The 18,869-nt window shown below is 63.5% G+C and carries 15 protein-coding genes; 5 read left to right on the top strand and 10 right to left on the bottom strand.

Annotated elements, in window-relative coordinates; all coding sequences use genetic code 11:
* Positions 1-37: 37 nt before the first annotated feature.
* Genes Q0D44_RS01755 through Q0D44_RS01745 form a run of 3 tightly spaced genes read right to left on the bottom strand, consistent with a single transcriptional unit; the run spans position 38 to position 3,960 of the window.
* On the bottom strand, positions 38-1,666 hold the full coding sequence (locus Q0D44_RS01755; RefSeq protein ID WP_294131470.1) for a GMC family oxidoreductase N-terminal domain-containing protein: 1,629 nt from the start codon (positions 1,664-1,666) through the stop codon (positions 38-40).
* Between the two features lie 15 nt (positions 1,667-1,681).
* The gene (locus Q0D44_RS01750) at positions 1,682-2,842 is read right to left on the bottom strand and encodes an acyl-CoA dehydrogenase family protein (RefSeq protein ID WP_294131467.1); all 1,161 of its coding nucleotides are present in this window, start codon (positions 2,840-2,842) and stop codon (positions 1,682-1,684) included.
* A gap of 11 nt (positions 2,843-2,853) precedes the next feature.
* Positions 2,854-3,960, bottom strand: coding sequence for a phosphotransferase (locus tag Q0D44_RS01745; protein ID WP_294131464.1), 1,107 nt, complete (start codon positions 3,958-3,960; stop codon positions 2,854-2,856).
* Between the two features lie 174 nt (positions 3,961-4,134).
* Between Q0D44_RS01745 and Q0D44_RS01740 the strand changes: the two genes are divergently transcribed.
* Entirely contained in the window at positions 4,135-6,405 is a 2,271-nt protein-coding gene (locus Q0D44_RS01740) for a TonB-dependent receptor (protein WP_294131461.1), read from the top strand.
* A gap of 140 nt (positions 6,406-6,545) precedes the next feature.
* On the opposite strand, the gene Q0D44_RS01735 is transcribed toward Q0D44_RS01740, so the two are convergent.
* Both Q0D44_RS01735 and Q0D44_RS01730 read right to left on the bottom strand, forming a co-directional pair.
* On the bottom strand, positions 6,546-7,964 hold the full coding sequence (locus Q0D44_RS01735) for an aromatic ring-hydroxylating dioxygenase subunit alpha (RefSeq protein WP_294131458.1): 1,419 nt from the start codon (positions 7,962-7,964) through the stop codon (positions 6,546-6,548).
* A gap of 90 nt (positions 7,965-8,054) precedes the next feature.
* Positions 8,055-8,822 carry an SDR family NAD(P)-dependent oxidoreductase gene (locus Q0D44_RS01730; protein WP_294131455.1) on the bottom strand — a complete coding sequence of 256 codons (768 nt, stop codon included), beginning with the start codon at positions 8,820-8,822 and terminating at the stop codon, positions 8,055-8,057.
* Between the two features lie 189 nt (positions 8,823-9,011).
* Here Q0D44_RS01730 and Q0D44_RS01725 point away from each other — a divergent pair, with 189 nt between their 5' ends.
* Positions 9,012-10,190, top strand: a complete 1,179-nt coding sequence (locus Q0D44_RS01725) for an SRPBCC family protein (protein WP_294131453.1) — start codon at positions 9,012-9,014, stop codon at positions 10,188-10,190.
* A gap of 201 nt (positions 10,191-10,391) precedes the next feature.
* On the opposite strand, the gene Q0D44_RS01720 is transcribed toward Q0D44_RS01725, so the two are convergent.
* The 4 genes from Q0D44_RS01720 to Q0D44_RS01705 all read right to left on the bottom strand — a co-directional run bounded on the left by Q0D44_RS01720 (position 10,392) and on the right by Q0D44_RS01705 (position 14,198).
* Positions 10,392-11,423 carry an NADP-dependent oxidoreductase gene (locus tag Q0D44_RS01720; protein ID WP_294131450.1) on the bottom strand — a complete coding sequence of 344 codons (1,032 nt, stop codon included), beginning with the start codon at positions 11,421-11,423 and terminating at the stop codon, positions 10,392-10,394.
* A 158-nt stretch (positions 11,424-11,581) separates the two neighbouring features.
* Positions 11,582-12,931, bottom strand: a complete 1,350-nt coding sequence (locus tag Q0D44_RS01715; protein ID WP_294131448.1) for an SPOR domain-containing protein — start codon at positions 12,929-12,931, stop codon at positions 11,582-11,584.
* A 19-nt stretch (positions 12,932-12,950) separates the two neighbouring features.
* Positions 12,951-13,466, bottom strand: a complete 516-nt coding sequence (locus Q0D44_RS01710; RefSeq protein ID WP_294131445.1) for a hypothetical protein — start codon at positions 13,464-13,466, stop codon at positions 12,951-12,953.
* A gap of 12 nt (positions 13,467-13,478) precedes the next feature.
* Positions 13,479-14,198, bottom strand: a complete 720-nt coding sequence (locus Q0D44_RS01705; RefSeq protein WP_294131439.1) for a ParA family protein — start codon at positions 14,196-14,198, stop codon at positions 13,479-13,481.
* Positions 14,199-14,397: 199 nt separating this feature from the next.
* Between Q0D44_RS01705 and Q0D44_RS01700 the strand changes: the two genes are divergently transcribed.
* Positions 14,398-15,456 carry an SPOR domain-containing protein gene (locus Q0D44_RS01700; RefSeq protein ID WP_294131437.1) on the top strand — a complete coding sequence of 353 codons (1,059 nt, stop codon included), beginning with the start codon at positions 14,398-14,400 and terminating at the stop codon, positions 15,454-15,456.
* Positions 15,457-15,460: 4 nt separating this feature from the next.
* Here Q0D44_RS01700 and Q0D44_RS01695 read toward each other — a convergent pair whose 3' ends face one another.
* Positions 15,461-16,360 (bottom strand): LysR substrate-binding domain-containing protein, encoded by a 900-nt coding sequence (locus Q0D44_RS01695; RefSeq protein ID WP_294131434.1) that lies wholly within the window; start codon positions 16,358-16,360, stop codon positions 15,461-15,463.
* Between the two features lie 86 nt (positions 16,361-16,446).
* Between Q0D44_RS01695 and Q0D44_RS01690 the strand changes: the two genes are divergently transcribed.
* Positions 16,447-17,463 carry a DUF1338 family protein gene (locus Q0D44_RS01690; protein ID WP_294131433.1) on the top strand — a complete coding sequence of 339 codons (1,017 nt, stop codon included), beginning with the start codon at positions 16,447-16,449 and terminating at the stop codon, positions 17,461-17,463.
* Between the two features lie 2 nt (positions 17,464-17,465).
* Complete coding sequence (gene astD, locus Q0D44_RS01685) at positions 17,466-18,866, top strand: succinylglutamate-semialdehyde dehydrogenase (protein ID WP_294131431.1); 1,401 nt, start codon at positions 17,466-17,468, stop codon at positions 18,864-18,866.
* Positions 18,867-18,869: the final 3 nt, after the last annotated feature.

The raw sequence follows: 18,869 nt of genomic DNA, 5'->3' as shown, positions 1-18,869 counted from the left end.
TATGCCGGAGTGCCCTTTGCGGCGACTATTTCAAACGCTAGGGTGCAGCACGGATGATCTCTGCCGCGCGCCAGCCCAGCGCCATGGCGGGCGCATTGGTGTTGCCGGTGATCAGGCGCGGCATCACCGAACAATCGGCCACGCGCAGCCCCTCGACGCCATGGACGCGCAGCGATGGATCGACCACCGCGTCCCCCTCCGCGCCGATACGGCAGGTGCCAACACCATGCAGGCCGCTGGTCGAAAGCGAGCGGAATGTGTCCAGCAGAGCGTCGTCATCCTGCACCAGCGCGCCGGGGATCAGTTCCTGCCCGACATCGTCGGCCAGCGCCGCCTGCGCCACATAGTCGCGCATCAGGCGGATGGAGGCGATGGCGGACTGGCGATCCCCCTCGCTGTCCAGCCAGTTGGGCATGATCGCCGCGCCGTCGGCCGGTTCCTGACCCCTCACTTGAATCGTCCCCTCGCTGCTCTGGCGCAGCAGGGTGCCGGACACGGTGAGACCCGGTCGCTTGTCGATATTGCCCAGCGGCACCGGGTCATTATCATCACCCAGCGCGAACATATAGCCACTGAGATAGAGTTGCAGGTCGGTGCGCGGCCCGGTGACGCCAGTGGACAGGAAGGCGCCAACCTCGAACGGGCCAGTCGCCATCGGCCCGTCATGACGCAGATAATAGCGCGCAACCGACTGAACGAGACCAAGCCCGTAGAAGCGCTGGCCGATGCCGCTTTTGCGCTTCAGGCGGAACGGCATGGTGTAGGACAGATGCTCCAGCATGTGCCGCCCGACATGGGGGTTATGATGCCGCACCGCGATGCCGCTGGCAGAGAGGGCACCGCCGTCACCGATGCCGGACCGCTGAAGGATTTGCGGGCTTTCGACCGTCCCGGCGCAGACGATCACGTCGCCATCGCAATCGACGCTGAAACGCCCGCGCGCATCATTGACCAAAGCCACGCCGACCGCGCGCCCGTTGGACAGGCGCACATGGCGCACCAGCGTATCGGTCAGCACATGGAAATTGCGCCGTTTCATGGCTGGGCGCAGAAACACCTTCGCCCCGCTTTCGCGACGACCCTTGCGGATATTGTGGCAATAATAGCCGACCCGGTCGCCGACCACGCTGTTGAGATCGTCAGTGCGCGACAGGCCCATCTGCTCACCCGCCGCGATCAGCCGTTCGGCCAGCGGATAACGATAGGTGCGCGGCGTGACATGCACCGGGCCGCCCTGCCCCCGCAACGCACTGCTGCCCAGACCATGATCCTCGATAGCGCGATAGGCGGCGATCATCGACCCCGCGTTCCAGCCGGTCGCGCCCGCCGCTTCCCAATCGTCATAATCCTGCGGTTCGCCCCGGCTCCAGATCATGCCGTTGATGGATGATGATCCGCCCAGCCCCTTGCCCCGAATCCACACTTCATGCGCGGCTTCATCCGGGCGGCGCGGCTGTGCGATCTGATAGGCCCAGATATGGGCAGGGTTGGAGACGAGCTTGGCAATCCCCTTGGGCATGGCGATCAATGGCGAGCGATCCGGCCCGCCCGCCTCCACCAGCAGCACCCGGTTGCGCGGGTCGGCGGACAGGCGTTCGGCCAGCACGCAGCCGGCCGATCCTGCGCCGACGATGATATAGTCGAAACTTTCCGGCAGGTCCGCCATGGCGCTCTTCTCCGATCAGTTGGTGCGGTGGTCGCGCTTGATCTTCTTGGCGAGGCTCCATTTATGGACTTCGGTCGGGCCGTCATATATGCGGAAGGCACGGATTTCGCGGAACACCTGCTCGACGATCGTATCGCCGGTCACGCCAGTACCGCCCATAACCTGCACGCATTTGTCGGCGACCCGCATCAGCGCTTCGGAGACCGCCACCTTTGCCATCGAGCTTTCGACCGTGCCGAGCGCGCCGGTATCCAGCACCCCGGCGCACCAGTCGATCATCACTTCGCATTGCTGGAGGTCGATCAGATTTTCCGCCAGCATGAAGCCAACGCCTTCATGATCGATCAGCGGCTTGCCAAAGGCCATGCGGCGGCAGGCATAGGCAGACGCGATCTCCTGCGCACGGATACAGGCGCCCAGCCAGCGCATACAATGGGACAGGCGCGCGGGCGACAGGCGGACCTGGGCATATGTGAAACCCTCACCGCTTTGCCCCAGCATCTGGTCGGCAGGCACGCGCAGATTGTCGATGGTGACGACGGCATGGCCGCCCGGCATGGAACTGTCGATCGTGTCCAGCACCCGATCGATACGGATGGCAGGATCAGGCAGATCGACCAGGAACATGCAGGCGCCGTCGGTCGATTTGGCCATGACGATCCCGACCATCGCCCCCTGCGCCCCGGTGATGAACGCCTTGCGCCCGTTGATGACCCAATGATTACCGTCCTGATGGCAGGTCGTCTGCATCATCGACGGGTCGGACCCAGCGCCGCCATCGGCCGCCGGTTCGGTCATGAAGAAGGCGGAACGCCCGCGGCCTTCCAGCAGGGGTTTGAGGAAATGCGCCTTCTGCTGGGCCGTGCCGACCTTGCCCAGCAGATACATATTGCCCTCGTCAGGGGCCATGGTGTTGCAGGCCAGCGGGCCGAGCGGCGAGAGGCCCGACTTGATGAGGACGGTCGCCGTCTCGCGCTGGGTCAGGTGCGATCCGTCGGGCAGGACATGGGGGGTCAGCACGCCAGCCGCGCGCGCCTTTTCCCGCAACTCCATCACCAGGTCGTCGCTCGGACCATGAAAGCCGCAACGCGGGTCGCCCTCATAGGGGACGACAGTCGTGCGGACGAAGGCTTCGACCCTGTCGGCAATGGTCTGCGCGCGATCGGTGCTGAACATGGGACTTCCTCTCAAATATTGGATTGCGCCGTCGCGCGGGCGATGGCCGCCAGTTCGGGCAGGGTTTCGACCAGCGATTGCGCTTCGGGCGATGATGCCGTGCCGCGCGCCAGCCGCCCCTTGATGCCGTGAATGATCGCGGCGAAGCGGAACATGTTGAAGGCAAGATAGAAGGACAGATTGGCGATGCCGTCCCGTCCCGTGCGGGCGCAATAGGCCGCGACATAGTCAGCCTGCGACGGGATATTGAGCGTGCCAAGGTCCGCGCCCTTGAAACCACCAATGATGTGCGGCGGCAGATGATACATCATCAGATGATAGGTGAAATCGGCCAGCGGATGGCCCAGCGTCGACAATTCCCAGTCCAGCACCGCCAATATGCGCGGTTCGGCGGGGTGCCAGATCATATTGTCGGCGCGGAAATCGCCATGAACGATGCTGGTTTCGTCGCCTTCCGGTATCTGGCCCGGCAGCCAGTCGGCCAGCAAGTCCATATCAGCCAGCCGTCCCGCCGCCTCATCCTCCTGATATTGGCGCGACCAGCGGGCAATCTGCCGCGCGAAATAATTGCCCGGCTTGCCATAGTCGCCAAGGCCGATCGCCTGATAGTCGATGCCATGCAGCTGCGCGATGGCGCTGTTCATCGCGTCGAAATAGGCCGGGCGTTCGGATGCCGTCAGCGATGGCAGGGTGGAGTCCCAGAAGATGCGCCCCTCGACCATGTCCATGACATAGAAGGGCGTGCCGATGACGGCAGCATCCTCGCACAGGCCATGGACCGGGGCGACCGGAAATTTCGCCCGTCCAAGCGCCGCCAGCACACGATATTCGCGTTCCACGGCATGAGCGCCCGGTAGCAACTGCCCCGGTGGCTTGCGCCGCAGCACATAGGCGCGGGTCGGCGTGACCAGGCGATAGGTCGGATTGGACTGGCCGCCGTTAAACTGTTCGACGGCAAGCGGCCCGGCATAGCCCGGCACATTAGCCTGCATCCAGCGATCGAGCGCCGCGCTGTCGAAGCCATGCCCCGCGCGCACCGCGCCGGTGCCGCCGAATTTATCCTGCCGGTCAACGCCCACGGCCCCATCCCTCTCCCGCGCCAGATTGCATCCTGCCATGCGACGTCCCGCTGGCTTTGTCCCCTGTGCTTTGTTTCAGGTGCGCGCCGACCTCTCGAAAATCGCAGTTCGCAAGCTACCGATATTGGCGCATTTCTCACGCTCGGAACGAAGGCGCATTCGGCATTGCTTTCAGCAAGCGCAGCATAAGCGTCCGAATAACAGGGAGAGTATATGCGACAGAATCTAATCATGCGGCCGGTGATGCTGGCTCTGGGTGGAGCGATGCTGTGGGCCGCGCCTGCCATGGCGCAGGAACAGGCACCGCAGGCGGAGGCCGATGCCGTCGATCCCAACGCCATCATCGTCACCGCGCGCCGCCGCGAGGAAAGCCTGCAGGACACGCCGGTCGCGATCACGGCGGTCAACGCCGCGATGCTGGAAAACAAGGCGGCGGTGAATATCGGCGACCTGACCGGTGGCGTTCCCAACCTGCTGATCACCAACCAGAATAGCGGCGCGGCAGCCGCCAACCTCGCCATTCGCGGGCTGACCTATGCCGACGTCGAAAAGTCTCAGGAACCCACGGTGGGCGTCGTCGTAGATGGCGTGTTTATCGGCACCAGCACCGGGCAGTTTTTCGACTTTTTCGACATTGAACAGATCGAAGTGCTGCGCGGGCCGCAGGGCACATTGTTCGGACGCAACACGATCGGCGGTGTCATCAATATCCGCCGCACCCGCCCTACCGGTGAGTTTGGTGGCAAGGTGGAAGTCTCCTACGGCAAGTTCAACACGCTCGCGACCCGCGCGGTCGTCAACGTGCCATTGTCGGGCGACGGCAGCGTGGGTGCCAAATTCTTCCATTTCCACAATGAAACCGACGGCTGGTATCGCCAGTCGCAGACCGGCGACCGGCGCGGCTTCGCCAATAATGAGAATTTCGGCGGATCGGTCCTGATCGCGCCGCAGGGCAGCGATTTCGATGCGCTGTTCACCCTGGAAAAGCAGATCCAGAAATTCGATCCGGTCGTGTCCAACCTGACCAACAGCAGCGAGTTGTTCTGCGGGTTCATCCCAGCCATCGAGTGCAACCGCAACAATACGACCGATCTCTACACCGTGTTCGGCCAGCCCAATGTTTCCAACTATTCCGCGCCCGCCGCGACGCTGGAGATGAATTATGATCTGGGCGGGGTGAAGCTGACCTCCGTCACCGGCTGGCGCAAATCGCGCGAGAACCAGACGCAGGATTTCGACGGGTCATCGACCGACCTTTATTATGTCCGTCGCCTCCAACGCTACGAGCAATGGAGCCAGGAAGTGCGCGCCGCTGGCAAGTTCAGCGACAGTTTCGACTATGTCGTGGGTCTCTATTATTTCAGCTCCAAATATCAGCTGTCGCAATATAGCCGCGTATTCGGCTTCGCGCCGACGGTCGATCCGCTGATCTTCGACACCAACCCGCAGGTTGTGAATGGCAAGACCAAGTCGATCGCCGTGTTCGGCGATTTCAACTGGGCCTTTGCCGACCAGTGGCGCTTGTCCTTCGGCGGTCGCTTCACCCGCGACAAAAAGGCGCTCGACAACAGCTTTGGCGGGGTTGAGATCGGTCGCGGTTCCGACACGTTCAAGAAGTTCACGCCCAAGGTCGGCGTCGATTTCCGCCCGAACGACGATGTCATGTTCTATGGTAGCTGGTCGCAGGGCTACCGGTCGGGCGGCTTCTCGCCGCGCGCAGGCACCGCCGCCAGCGCCGGTGTCGCCTACCAGCCCGAAGTGGTCGACAGCTTTGAAGTCGGCGGCAAGTTCGATCTGTTCGACCGTAAAGTGCAGTTCAACGTCGCGGCCTTCTATTCCAGCTACAAGGATCTGCACCAGAACAACACGCTCAACTGCCCGTCCTGCGCCACCGGCAACGAGACGATCACGTCGAACGTCGGGTCGGCCAAGATCAAGGGGCTGGAGTTCGATTTCACCGCACGGCCAACGTCGCAACTCACGATCACCGGCTCGCTCGGCCTGCTCGACTCCAAGTTCAAGGGCTTTATCGTCGGCGGCATCTCGCCAGTGACGGGTGCGGTCGTTCCCTATGATTATTCGGGCAATGACCTGATCTACAACCCGAATATGACCGCATCGCTGGGGGCCGACTATAGCGTCCCGACCAGCTTTGGCGAAATCATAGCGAACCTGAGCTATCGCTATATCGGTCGCTATGACCAGCAAATCTCGATCGGCGGCCTGTCGGGCAATCTCAGCACCGGACCGATCACCGTCACCGGCAATGACCCGCGCGTGCGGACCGACAAGCAGGGCCTGATCGACGCCAGCCTGACCACCAAGTTCGATATTGGCGGGACGGAAGCACGGCTGACGGTCTTTGGCCGGAACCTCGCCAATGATCGCGGGCCAACCCATGGCTTCACCGTCGGTGGCCTCTGGTCCTTCGGCACCGCGCGCGAACCCCGCACCTATGGTGCGACGCTGGGGGTAAAGTTCTGAACGAAATGCCAAAGCGCAAAGAAGGAGGCCGGGGAGATGATCCCCGGCCTCTTTTTGTGTGCAACAGCGGGCTTTGATCACCGCCAAAAAAAAGCGCCGGAACCATCGCTCCGACGCCCTCCCTTTTACGCAACCTCCGATCAGAGTTCGTCGTTCAGATATTTCATGATCGTGTTCTGGAACTGGCGGATCTGGATTTCCTGATAATTGGCCAGTTGCACCTTGCCGTTGAGCGAGGCTTTAAGGCCGGTCTGGACGTAGGGCAGATTGTCCATATCCTGTTCAAACACGTCCCCCAATATCCCCAGCTCCGGCGCTTCGGTCCATTTTTGGTCGACCGACAGAAACTTCATTGGCGGCGCCTTGGGATGCGCCTGCCCCGGCGGGACGCGGGTCAGGACGCGCACTTCCATCAGGCAATGATCGACATCGTGCCAGGGACGCCAGCGATAGACAATGTTCGGCTGGAAACCGGCCCATGGGCTGAAATTGGGGAACACATTATAGAGCAGCGCGTCCATCATTTCAGCGTCGGTCGCGAAGCTGACGTCATGGCCGAACATGGCGGTCGTGGTATCGCGCAGCGATGCGCCCAATGCCGCACGTGCAGTCACGCCTTCTGGCACCTTGACGTTGTAGCCGCCTGCCGCTGTTTCCTTGTCCTCATAATTGTCGGACGACCGGCCATTATATTTGACGAATTCATCGACGATCCATTGCTCTGCCTTGCCCGCCGGATCGACATGGGGGGACATGGTGCCGAACGGCGTGACCGTCAGGTTCACATAGTCGCCATAGATATTGTACATCGAATTGGCGTCGCCGGTGAAGGGCAGCAATTGCGGATGGGTGACGACGGTGTGCCAGCTTTCCATGAAAGCCTCCATCACCACCTTCCAGTTGGCCGGAACCACTTTGCCGACCCACATGGCGGTCGCGCACTCCTCATGTCGCCAGCGCTGGAAATGCTCCGGCATGGGGGCGAGAAATTCCTCCAGCGTCGGGCCGTCGGCCGCTTCGCGGATGAAGATATAGCCGCCCCAGCGCCCTACGCTGATTTCCGGCAGCGCCATCTCCTCTTCCTTGAGGTGGGCGAAGTCCCAGCGGCAGGGGATTTTCTTGACCGACCCGTCATTATTCCAGGTAAAGCCATGGAAGGGGCATTGCAGTTCCGCCGACCAGCCGTCCCCGGTTTTGAGCTTGCGCCCGCGATGCAGGCAGACATTGGCAAAGGCGCGGACCGACCCGTCCTCCTGCCGGATCAGCAGAAAGGATTTGCCGACATTTTCATAGACGACATGGTCGCCCGCCTCCGGCAATTCTTCGTCCCGCGCGGCAAATTGCCAGGTGCGCGGCCACATTTTGCGATTTTCGGCCTCGAAAAATTCAAGGCTGGTGTAGCGGCTGGCCGGGATCGGTTCCGACCCCAGATTTTCATATTCGTCGGTATAGAGAAATTCAGGCACAGGGTTGGTATCCGCCAGCATCAGGTCGCGGACGCTGGTGCCGGGGCAGCGCGGCAAGGGCGCGCCTTTGATCCGGGGGTCGCTTTCAGCCATTAATGTCTCTCCTGCCATTCCGCCTGCTCTGCCGCACGGGCATAACCGCACGTTGAAACCTTGGTCGTTCGTTCAAACATAACGTCGTGGTCATTGCGCGACCATCCCCCCGTCGACGACAAATTCGCAGCCGGTGATGTAGCGCGCATCGTCGGACGCCAGAAAGGCGACCATAGAGCCGATGTCGGACGGTTCACCCATCCGGCCCATCGGTATGGCGGCGACGATCTGGTCGAAAACATCCTTGTTATCGGCGATTGCGACCTTCTGCATGTCAGTCCAGATCATGCCGGGATGGACCGTGTTGACGCGGATATTGTCGCGCGCGGTTTCCAGCGCCACCGATTTGGAAAAGAGCCGCACCCCGCCCTTGCTGGCGGCGTAGGCAGCCGTACCCTGTACGCCGACCAGTCCCGCAACCGATGACAGGTTGACAATCGATCCGCCATGCCCCTGCGCCCGCATCTGATCGACCGCCACCTTGGTGCCCAGATAGACGCTGTCCAGATTGACCGAAATCTGCTTGTGCCAGTCGGCAGAGGTCATCTCGCTCATTGCGCGCAGCACGGCGATACCCGCATTGTTGACGAGAATGTCGATCTTGCCGAACGCCGCGACCACCGCGTCGATCAGGGCCGTCCAGCCTGCTTCATCGGTGACGTCCTGCGCCATGGATTGGGCTGGCACCCCTTGCGCGCGCAATTCTTCGGCACGGGCGGCGACGGCGGTGCCGTCCAGATCGGTCAGGAACAGGCTGGCCCCCTGCCCCGCCATTTTGAGCGCAGCGGCAAAACCCAGTCCGTTCGCCGATGCTGCCCCCGTCACCACCGCTACCTTGCCCTTAAGGTCGATCATCATCCGCCAGACATCCTCTTCCGATAGTTTGCACCACAGAGTGACGCCTGTGCGGCGGGGTGCAACTAGCGCTAGTCAGAGTCCCCGTTGCGCAGACGCGCGCTACCTATGACCTTATCGAGTTCCGGCCTGGTCACGCGCGCGCTATGATGCGGGCAAAGCCATAGCGGCGAACGATAGAGAGGGCTTTGCATGGGCTATCATGACGTCATCGGCCAGGAAGCCGAAAAGATGCTGGAATATGTCGAGACCGGCACGACCGACAGCGCTCCTGACACGATGGAGGTGCCAGCATCCGCCTATACCGACCCCGCCTATTGCGCACGGGAGAAAGCGGAAATCTTCATGAAGATGCCGCTGCTGGCCGCTCTGACCGCCGAAATGCCTCATCCGGGCGATTACAAGGCGATGGACCTGATGGGTAAGCCGGTCCTCATCACCCGCAAGAGCGACGGCACGGTCGCGGCGATGCTGAACGTCTGCTCCCATCGTGGCATGATCCTGAAACCCGAAGGCCATGGCAATGCCAGGCGCTTTTCCTGTCCCTATCATGCCTGGACCTATGGCAATGACGGCAAGCTGATCGGCGTGGCCGAGCCGCAGAAATTCGGTCCCGTGTGCAAGGAAGAGCGTGGCCTGACGCAATTGCCGGTGGCCGAAGCGGGCGGGATCATCTGGGTGTGCCTGACGCCGGGCCTGGAGTTCGACATCACCGCGCATCTGGGCGGGATGCTGGATGATCTGGAAGCCTATGATCTGGGCAGCTGGCATTATTGCGGGTCGCGGCGGATTTACGGGCCGAACTGGAAGATCGCCTATGACGGCTATCTGGAGGGCTATCATTTCGCCGCCGCGCACCCGACCACCATCCATCCGCGCAGCTTCAGCAATATCATGAATTTCACCGCCTTCGGCCCGCATATGCGCGTGGGCTATCCGCAAGTGCGGATCAAGGAAGCGCTGAGCGCGATCCCGCGTGCAGATTGGGGCGAGCATGAGAATGAAGGCTATGACTTCGTCCGCACCATCTTCCCCAATATCAGCATCTTCTTCGCGCCCGAAATCACCCAGGTCGCGCAACTCATCCCCGGCGACACACCCGGCAGCAACACCACCAACCTGATGTTCATCCGCCGCCAACCGCCCAAGGACGATGCGGACGCAGCGGGCATCGAAGCCATGATGGACTGGCTGCGCGACGTCGTGAATGACGAGGATTATGGCGTTGGATTGCAGGTCCAGAAGGGGCTGGAGTCCGGCGCGATTCCCTCGGTGATCTTCGGCCGCAACGAGCGCGGAAACCAATATTTCCACAAATATGTGGACTATCTCCAGCGTGCCGACCCGAACGAGGCACCGCCAGTATTGTGAGGCGGGCTAAGCCCGAACGGCCTATCAGGCCGACGGCCCCTTGATACACTAACATGGGCTGTCAGAATCCTCCCCCTTGAGGGGGAGGTTGGGTGGGGGTGTGCTGCCGCCAGCGTCGACGCTCGGCTTCGCCTCACTCCCCCTCCCCCAACCCCTCCCCGGCGGGGAGGGGAGATGAAACCCAATTGTCATGTCTTGATATTACAACGTCGTCACGCCCTCATTCAGCCGCACCACCGTCTTCCCCGTGGTCTTGCCGGACATCAGGTTGATGAAAGCGCTCGGCGTATTTTCGATGCCGGTCGTGACATTTTCCTGCGCGATCAAAGCGCCCGATCTGATCCAGCCGCCCAGTTGCGCCTCCGCCTCGGCCAGCATGTCGAGATGCTCATATGCCAGGAAGCCGCGCATCGTGATGCGATTCACCAGCACCTGCCACAGGTTGCGGATCGGGTAGGGATCATTGTGGTTGTTATAATTGGCCATCATGCCGCAGGTCACGATCCGCCCGAACGCCGCCATATTGGGCAGCATCGCGTCGAGTATATGCCCGCCGACATTGTCGAAATAGACGCTGACGCCGTCGGGACAGGCCGCCTTGATCGCCGCATCCAGATCCGCCTCTGCGCGATAGTCGATCGCCGCGTCGATGCCGAAGGTGCCGGTGACCATCGCCGCCTTGTCCGGCGATCCGACGATTCCGACCGATCGGCAGCCTGACAATTTAGCGATCTGGCACCCGACGCTACCGACAGCCCCCGCCGCCGCGCTCATCACCACCGTGTCACCCGCCTTCATCTCGCCGATGCGCTTCAGGCCGACATAGGCGGTGATCCCCGACCAGCCGAGCGCCCCCATATAGGCGGTCAGCGGCACGGTGGGATCGACATGGACATTCTCGATCGCGAAATTGGCAGGGTTCAGGATCGAATATTCCTCCCAGCCGACAAAGCCGCGGCCATAATCGCCCTCCTTGAAGGCCGGATTGCGCGACTGGATGACACGGCCCAGCACCATTGTCGGGATCAGGCCACCAATCGCGACCGCAGGCAGATAGCTGTCATCATTGGCATCCAGCAGCCCGCGCACGGCAGGGTCGATGGCGAATACCTCATTCTGGATCAGGATTTCGCCATCCTCCAGCGCCCGCACCGGATTGTCGACCAGCGCGAAATTTTCTGGAACAGGGACACCGTGGGGACGCGAGGCAAGGACTATCTGGCGGTTGATCACGGCGTTTCTCTCCAGGGACTGCGCTTTGCGTTCGCTATGCCCCGCCCGGTTGATCCATGACACTGGCGAAAGGCACAGCTTGGCGCGAACGTCCCAAGAAAAAACGCGCGAAGCCGATGGCCTCGCGCGCTTCAAGGTTGCGCTATGGGAGAGGAAGTTCAGCGCGAAGCGAACTGGCGGCCCTTGGTCGCGATGGCCCAGCGCTGCGGCGTCGCGCCCGGCGCGCCTTCGCGCACGAAGCACTGGCCGCGCTGCGACTGGATGGCCAGGCAGGCTGTCATCGCATCGTTGCGGCTGGCAAAGCCGCTGATCGCGAGGCGGTGATAGGGCTTGCCCTTAACCGTCGCCTGGCTGGTGAGAACCGGGAAAGCCGCAAGCGTGCTGTTGCGGCCTGCCATGCTCATCCATTTTTCCTTGGCGATCGCCGCCGTGTCATAGGCACCGAGTTGGACAACCCAGTTGCTGGCACCGGCGCTGACCGGCTTGATGAAGGCGGCCTGCTGCATACGGGCGACTGACGCGGATGCGGTCACGGTCTGCGCCTTGGCGCGAGTCTTTGCCGCGACCGGCTTGGCCTTATGATCTTCGACGATGAAGTCGCGGGCAGTGACGCGGACCGGTGAGGGCTGGGCCACCGGCGCGGGTTCTGCAACCGGTGCAGCGACTGGTTCGACGGAGGCGGTCTGCACCGGCACTTCCGCCTGCGCAGCGGGCAGAGGCGCTGGGTCGGACGGCGCAGCAGCCATTTCGACCGGCGCGGACGTAGCTGGCGCAAGCGCCAGAGCCACCGGCTGGCCAGCATCGGCAGCATCGATCGTCACGCCCATCAGCGCAGCAACGCGCTGCGGCGCGGCGGAGGGTTCAGCGATCTGCGCCCAGTCGGAAATGCGCTTGTTGGCAGCGAGCGGATCAAGGTCCATGCCCACGATCATCCGCGCATCCTTCCAGCGGCCCGCCAGCGCATAGGCATAGGCCAGATTCTGGCGGGTGCGTGCGGTGGCGGACGGATCATGGATCGCTTCGGACAGGATGCGCACGCCTTCGGGCGCGTCACCGGCCATCGCCATCGCCAGACCATAGTCGCCAGCAGGAACGGTATCGGCATGGGCGAGCAGCAGGCTGCGCGCGCTATCGGCGCGACCCTGCGCGACCTGCACCAGCGCCAGGCTGACGATCGTGCGCGCGTCATTATTGCCCAGCGTCATGGCGTCGGTGAGCGCAGCTTCAGCCGATGCGAAACGACCGGCCAACACATAGGCCCGGCCCAGCATCTGGCGATAGGCGGCGTTCTGCGGCGCGAGTTGCACCGCTGCCTCAGCCGCCGCAATCGCCTTGCCGCCGTCGCGATCGGCCAGCGCCTTTTCAGCCGCGATGGCAAGCTTGGTCGGGTTGCCCTTTTGCTGGACGACCGATGCGGAAGGACGGAACGCCGCCCCGGTGCAGCCAACCATGGTGGTGGCGATGAGCAGCGATGAAATCGCCGCCTTTGCAAATGTGTTGCGCTTCATAGTCCTACCCACCCTTCAATCACTGGTTGCCGCGCATGTGCGGCAGCTGCTGTGTCAGCCGGTCAATTTCCGGCAGGCCGTTGAGAAAATTGTCGAGAGATTCGGTGACGATCTGCTGCGCCGAACGGCCGGTAATGGCGCAGGCGAACCGCAGTTTGAGATGACGATCCGCGTCGATCCGCAGCGTGAAGGCCGCCTTGCGGCTGGCCGTGGCTTTCGCCTTGGCCGGCGCTGGCTTGCCCGCGATGCGTTCAGCCAGTTCCTCACGCTCGATGACGACCGGCGGCACCGGTGCCGGGACTGGGACCGCCGCCGGCATCGGCGTCAGGCCGATCGCGACCGGCTGCTCGTCCACCGGCAATGGCGCAGGCTCCACGTCGAAACCCATGTCGTTCCAGCCCAGATCATCCTGCTGCACGGCAGCGCCCGCAGCACGGCCAAAGCCGAGCATGGGGCGGCGCATGGCGGGCTGCGCCGCGCCCTTGCGGGCGAGCAGGCCGGAGGTGAGCGATGCGAGGGGTTTGGGTTCGGCCATGATGCGTCCCCCTTACTGGCCGATCACGCGGCGACCGAAGCCCCCGCCGACCGGACGGGTTGCGACGGTGCCGACGCTGCCCTGGGGCACGGAAAAAACCGTGCGGCGGAAATTCTTTTCGAGCCGGTCGGAGATGTACGACCATAGCGCTACGACCTCCGCCGCCGACCGTCCCTTTGGATCGACCTCCATCACGGTGCGACCGTCGATCATTGATGCGGCAAAATCGGTGCGGTGGTGCAGGGTAATCGGCGCGACCGTGCCATGTTGCGACAGGGCGACGGCGGCTTCCGACGTGATCCGTGCCTTGGGCGTTGCGCCGTTCACCACGAAGATCAGCGGCTTGCCCGCGCGCTCGCACAGATCGACGGTCGCGCCCACGGCGCGCAGGTCATGCGGGCTGGGGCGGGTCGGCACGACGATGAGTTCGGCGACGAAAATGACGCTCTGGATCGCCATGGTGATGGCAGGCGGCGTGTCGATGACGGCCAGCTTGAAGCCCTGCTGCCGCAATATTTCCAGATCGGCGGCAAGCCGTGCGACGGTTGTTTGCGCGAAAGCGGGCAGTTCCGCCTCCCGCTCGTTCCACCAGTCGGCCAGCGACCCTTGCGGATCGATGTCGATCAGCACGACAGGACCGGCCCCGGCAATCTGCGCCTGCACGGCCAGATGGCCCGACAAGGTGGTCTTGCCCGATCCGCCCTTCTGCGATGCCAAAGCCAAAATCCGCACGCAAATCCCCCCAGAAAATCCAGTTCCGTCTGGGATTGCCATAACCGCGCCTAAAATTCGGTTAATGAGCGGGGAAGTTTGATTGACGAAGTGTCAACAGGGTTAAGCGCGTTTCAAGCATGATGTGCTTATGCTAATCAGACATTAACCTTGTTTCATCATAGCCGATGCAAATCTATTGGCGCAGGAGCATGTGCATATGAAGCGTATCTGGGGAGCTGTGGCTGTCGGCGCCATGATGGGCATCGCGGCACCGGTGTTGGCCGACGTAAAGACCGGGGTCGATGCCTGGCAGCAGGGCGATTATGCCAAGGCGATCGGCGAATGGCGGCCGCTGGCGCAAAATGGCGATCCCGACGCGCAGTTCAATCTGGGCCAGGCCTATAAGCTGGGCCGCGGCGTACAGCCGGACCTCAATGCCGCGATGGACTGGTATCGCAAGGCTGCGGTGCAGGGCCATTTGCGGGCAGAGGATAATCTGGGGCTGCTGATGTTCCAGCAAGGCGACCGGGCGGGGGCCATGCCCTATCTCCAGCGCGCTTCCGTGCGGGGTGAGCCGCGTGCGCAATATATTGTCGGCACCGCGCTGTTCAACGGCGACCTGATCGGCAAGGACTGGGTGCGCGCCTATGCGCTGATGACCCGCGCGTCGACATCTGGCCTGGCACAGGCGACGACCAGCCTGGAGCAGATGGACAAATATATTCCCGAAGATCAGCGCAAGCAGGGTCTGGCATTGGCAGCAACACTGGAACAATCGGAAAAGGGCGGCGCGCTGGCATCGGCCAGTCCCGCACCTGTTCGCCCGACGCCATCGAGCGTACGAACGACCGAGTTGCCGCCATCGACCATCGGCCAGCCGGTGCCCGCGCCGCCTGCCCCCAAGCCGGTTCCGGTCAAACCCAAGCCCTTGCCGCAGGTTGCTGTTGCCAAGCCCGCTCCGGCGCCACAAGTCGCGGTGGCCAAGCCCAAGCCGACGCCGCCAGCGCCCCGTCCTGCCAGCACCGTTCCTGCCCCCGCCAAATCGGGCGGATGGCGGGTCCAACTCGGCGCGTTCGGCGAGGAAGGCCGCGCCCGCGGCCTGTGGGGCCAGTTGACGGGCAAGGTCAGCGGCCTGTCCGCCTATCAACCCTATCTGGTCAAGGCAGGCGCAGTGACACGCTTGCAGGCCGGGCCGGTCGCCAGCAGCGACGACGCCAGCCGTCTGTGCAGCCGGATCAAGGCGGCAGGCGCGGACTGTATCCCGAAGAAAATGTAAAGGATCAGGCCGCCTTGGCCTGATCCACTATCCAGTCGCGAAACTGGCTGAGCGCCGGATGGGCCGGTGCGTCCAGCGGGCGGGCGAGATAATAGGCCTGGTCGCTCGACAATGGCCGGGCGAAGGGGATGACGAGGGTTCCCGCATCCAGCTCCGGCCTAATCAGGAAGCTGGGGATCAGCGCCACCCCTGCCCCCGCCGCCGCCGCCTGCGCCAGCATCAGGAAATGTTCAAAGGCTGGACCGGGCGGCAGCGTCCCCGCCTCCACCCCTGCCGCCGCGAACCAACGTGACCAGGCGTCACGCCGCGAACTCTGGCTGAGCAAGGGAGCGGTCAGCAGATCGGCGGGATGTCGCAATGGGTGTGCGGCCAGCCAGCCTGGCGCGCAGACCGGCACCGCTTCCTCGCGAAACAGAAAATCCGTCGTTGCGCCGGGCCATTCCTCCGGCATGCCGAAATGGATAGCGGCGTCAAATTCCTCCGGCCCGAAATCGAACGGTTGTGAGCGGGCGGCGAAATCCACCACCAGTTGCGGGTGCAGGGCGCTCAGATGCGGCAATCGCGGGGCGAGCCAGCGCATCCCAAAACTGGGCAGGGTCGCGATCTTTAGCGCCGTGGGCGATCGCCGCGTCGCCATGCGCGATGTGGCCCGGCGGATGCGGTCGAGCGCGGGCAGCAGTTCGTCGGCATAGGCGCGACCCGCCTCGTTCAGCCGCACGCGCCGTCCCACCCGGTCGAACAACGGGGTTTGCAGCCACTCCTCCAGCTGCGCGATCTGGCGGCTGACCGCGCTCTGGGTGAGGCCAATCTCTTCGCCCGCACGCGAAAAGCCGCCATGACGCACCGCCGCCTCGAAACTGGTCAGCGCGGTCATGGAGGGTAGCCATTTGCGATGGTCGTTCATTCGCGTCTCGCATCAACAGATGACAGGTCACCATTTGGAAAATCCTGCATAGGCTGAGATAATGCGCCTGTCACCGGGAGCCACCTATGTCGAATGAGAATGATAGCCATGTCGTTGCGCTGACGCTGGCGACGCTGGGCGAAGCGGCGGGACGGCAGGCGCTGAACGCGCTGGCGATCGACCCTGCCTTGCTGGCGGAGCGTGGCCCCACCGTATCGCGCGCAGCCTTTGCGATGGCGATGAACATCGCGCTGTTCGATGACCTGCTGAAACGGGTGCAAAGCGGCGCAGCCTATGTTGCCGACACGGTCGAGCGCGGCGGTCGGGTGACGTTCGACCATGGCGCCTTGCGGACGATACGCCTGCCCCATGGCCCTACCGGCGCACTGCCCGGCGGTGAAGATGCTTTCACCCGCATATTGCGGCCGCTGGGCTATCAAATGGCGGCCATCTATCCGCTCGATCGGCTGCGCATGACCGGGCGCGCCTATGTTCATGCCGACAGGCCGGAGGCGATACCGCAATTCTTCCTGTCCGAACTGCATGTCGACCGGTTCGACGCAGAATTTGGCGCGGTGGCGGCACGGGTGTTCGGCACGTCGCGCGACCCGCTGGGTGAGGCTGAGCAAAGGGTGCTGGCGCGTTTTGATGCCGGTGAAGCGGTGACGCTGAACGAAGCGGCAGCCGCGCTGCCGGGGATCGTCGCCGCGTTCGACCGGCAGCATGACATGCCAAGCTTTGCCGATTATCAGACGCTCCTGTCCCGCTCCAACGAGGCGGCGTGGATCGCGACCGAAGGTAATGCCTTCAACCATGCGACCGACCGCGTGGCCGATGTCGCCACGCTGGCAGACCGGCTGAAAGCGGACGGTCAGCCGATCAAGGAAAAGCTGGAGATTTCAGCGACAGGCCGGGTGCGCCAGACCGCATTCCGCGCCGACAGCGTGGAGCGGCTGTTCGGCGATGGCGAATTGCGCGACGTGCCCGGCTCCTTCTACGAATTTATCAGCCGGGACATTGATCCTACGACGGGCAGGCTGGACCTGGCGTTCGACACTGGCAATGCGACCGGCATTTTCGCGATGACCAGCGCGGGGGCATGAACATGGTGCTGCAATCCTTCGATCCGGCCTCGCGCGAACTGGTGTGGGAAGGACCGGTTGCCGATGCCGCTGCCTGTAACCGGGCGATCGCAACGGCACGGGCCGCCCTGCCCGGCTGGCGCGCGCTGGCGGTGGAGGATCGTATCGCCATCGCGCGGCGCTATGCCAAGGTATTGGGCGAACGGCGGGCGGCGCTGGCCGAGCTTATTTCGCGTGAAACGGGCAAATTGCTCTGGGAAAGCGACGCAGAAATCGGATCGATGATCGCCAAGGCCGAGGTCTCTGTCGCCGCCCATGCCGAACGCACCGGGGAGCGCGCTAGCGACATGCCCTTTGGCCGGGCAGTGCTGCGCCATCGCGGCCATGGCGTGATGGCGGTATTGGGTCCGTATAATTTCCCCGGCCATTTGCCCAACGGCCATATCGTCCCCGCCCTGATCGCGGGCAATGCTGTGCTGTTCAAGCCATCGGAGATCGCGCCCGCCACCGGCGCGGCGATGGCAGACGCCTGGGCAGCGGCAGGATTGCCCGACGGACTACTGAGCGTTGTGCAGGGTGGCCGGGCCACCGGCGAAGCGCTGGTGGCGGGCGATATTGACGGGCTGCTCTTTACCGGATCGGCGGGCGCTGGCGCGGCCCTGCGCCGCGCGCTGGTGGACCGGCCCCATGTCATCATGGCGCTGGAACTGGGCGGCAATAATCCGCTGATCGCCTGGGACAGCCCGGACGAAGCGGCCTCGATCATCATCAATTCCGCCTTCATCACCACCGGCCAGCGCTGCTCCTGCGCCAGGCGGCTGATCGTGCCTGAAGGCACAATAGGCGACCAGATCGTGGCAGCCGTCGACGCGCTGGCAGCACGACTGCCGATCGCAGCATGGAACGAGGCAGGCGATGCCTTCATGGGACCATTGGTGTCGGATCAGGCCGCCGCCACCGCCCATCGCGCCGTCAGCGACCTGATCGCGCGCGGCGCACAAGTGATCCGGCCTTTCGCCGGGGTCGAGGGGCGCAGCGCCGCCTTCGTCGCCCCCGGCCTGATCGACATGACCGGTGTGGATGGTCCCGATGCAGAGATTTTCGCGCCCTTGCTGTCGGTGGTCCGGGTGCCGGATTTCGATGCAGCGATGCGGGTCGCCAACGCCACCGTTTTTGGCCTGTCCGCCGGGCTGATCTCGCAGGACGCAGCGCTGTGGGACCGGATGGTGGAGGAAAGCCGCGCTGGCGTGGTCAACCGCAACCGGCCAACCACGGGCGCGGCGGGCAACATGCCCTTTGGCGGCTTGGGTGCATCGGGCAATCATCGGCCCAGCGCCTATTATGCCGCCGATTATTGCGCCTATCCGATCGCCAGTTTTGAAGCGAACGGGGTGCAGGCGGTTCCGGTCAACGGGCTGGACTGAGCG

Source organism: Sphingobium sp., from assembly GCA_023266575.1.
GTDB lineage: Bacteria > Pseudomonadota > Alphaproteobacteria > Sphingomonadales > Sphingomonadaceae > Sphingobium.
Note: the sequence above shows the minus strand (reverse complement) of the source record. Positions and strands in the feature narration are given on the sequence as shown.

Bases quoted from the DNA above. Each gene is read 5' to 3' on its own strand.
- Q0D44_RS01755 (WP_294131470.1), bottom strand. From the start codon at position 1,666: ATGGCGGACCTGCCGGAAAGTTTCGACTATATCATCGTCGGCGCAGGA.
- Q0D44_RS01750 (WP_294131467.1), bottom strand. From the start codon at position 2,842: ATGTTCAGCACCGATCGCGCGCAGACCATTGCCGACAGGGTCGAAGCC.
- Q0D44_RS01745 (WP_294131464.1), bottom strand. From the start codon at position 3,960: ATGGCAGGATGCAATCTGGCGCGGGAGAGGGATGGGGCCGTGGGCGTT.
- Q0D44_RS01740 (WP_294131461.1), top strand. From the start codon at position 4,135: ATGCGACAGAATCTAATCATGCGGCCGGTGATGCTGGCTCTGGGTGGA.
- Q0D44_RS01735 (WP_294131458.1), bottom strand. From the start codon at position 7,964: ATGGCTGAAAGCGACCCCCGGATCAAAGGCGCGCCCTTGCCGCGCTGC.
- Q0D44_RS01730 (WP_294131455.1), bottom strand. From the start codon at position 8,822: ATGATGATCGACCTTAAGGGCAAGGTAGCGGTGGTGACGGGGGCAGCA.
- Q0D44_RS01725 (WP_294131453.1), top strand. From the start codon at position 9,012: ATGGGCTATCATGACGTCATCGGCCAGGAAGCCGAAAAGATGCTGGAA.
- Q0D44_RS01715 (WP_294131448.1), bottom strand. From the start codon at position 12,931: ATGAAGCGCAACACATTTGCAAAGGCGGCGATTTCATCGCTGCTCATC.
- Q0D44_RS01710 (WP_294131445.1), bottom strand. From the start codon at position 13,466: ATGGCCGAACCCAAACCCCTCGCATCGCTCACCTCCGGCCTGCTCGCC.
- Q0D44_RS01700 (WP_294131437.1), top strand. From the start codon at position 14,398: ATGAAGCGTATCTGGGGAGCTGTGGCTGTCGGCGCCATGATGGGCATC.
- Q0D44_RS01695 (WP_294131434.1), bottom strand. From the start codon at position 16,360: ATGAACGACCATCGCAAATGGCTACCCTCCATGACCGCGCTGACCAGT.
- Q0D44_RS01690 (WP_294131433.1), top strand. From the start codon at position 16,447: ATGTCGAATGAGAATGATAGCCATGTCGTTGCGCTGACGCTGGCGACG.
- astD (WP_294131431.1), top strand. From the start codon at position 17,466: ATGGTGCTGCAATCCTTCGATCCGGCCTCGCGCGAACTGGTGTGGGAA.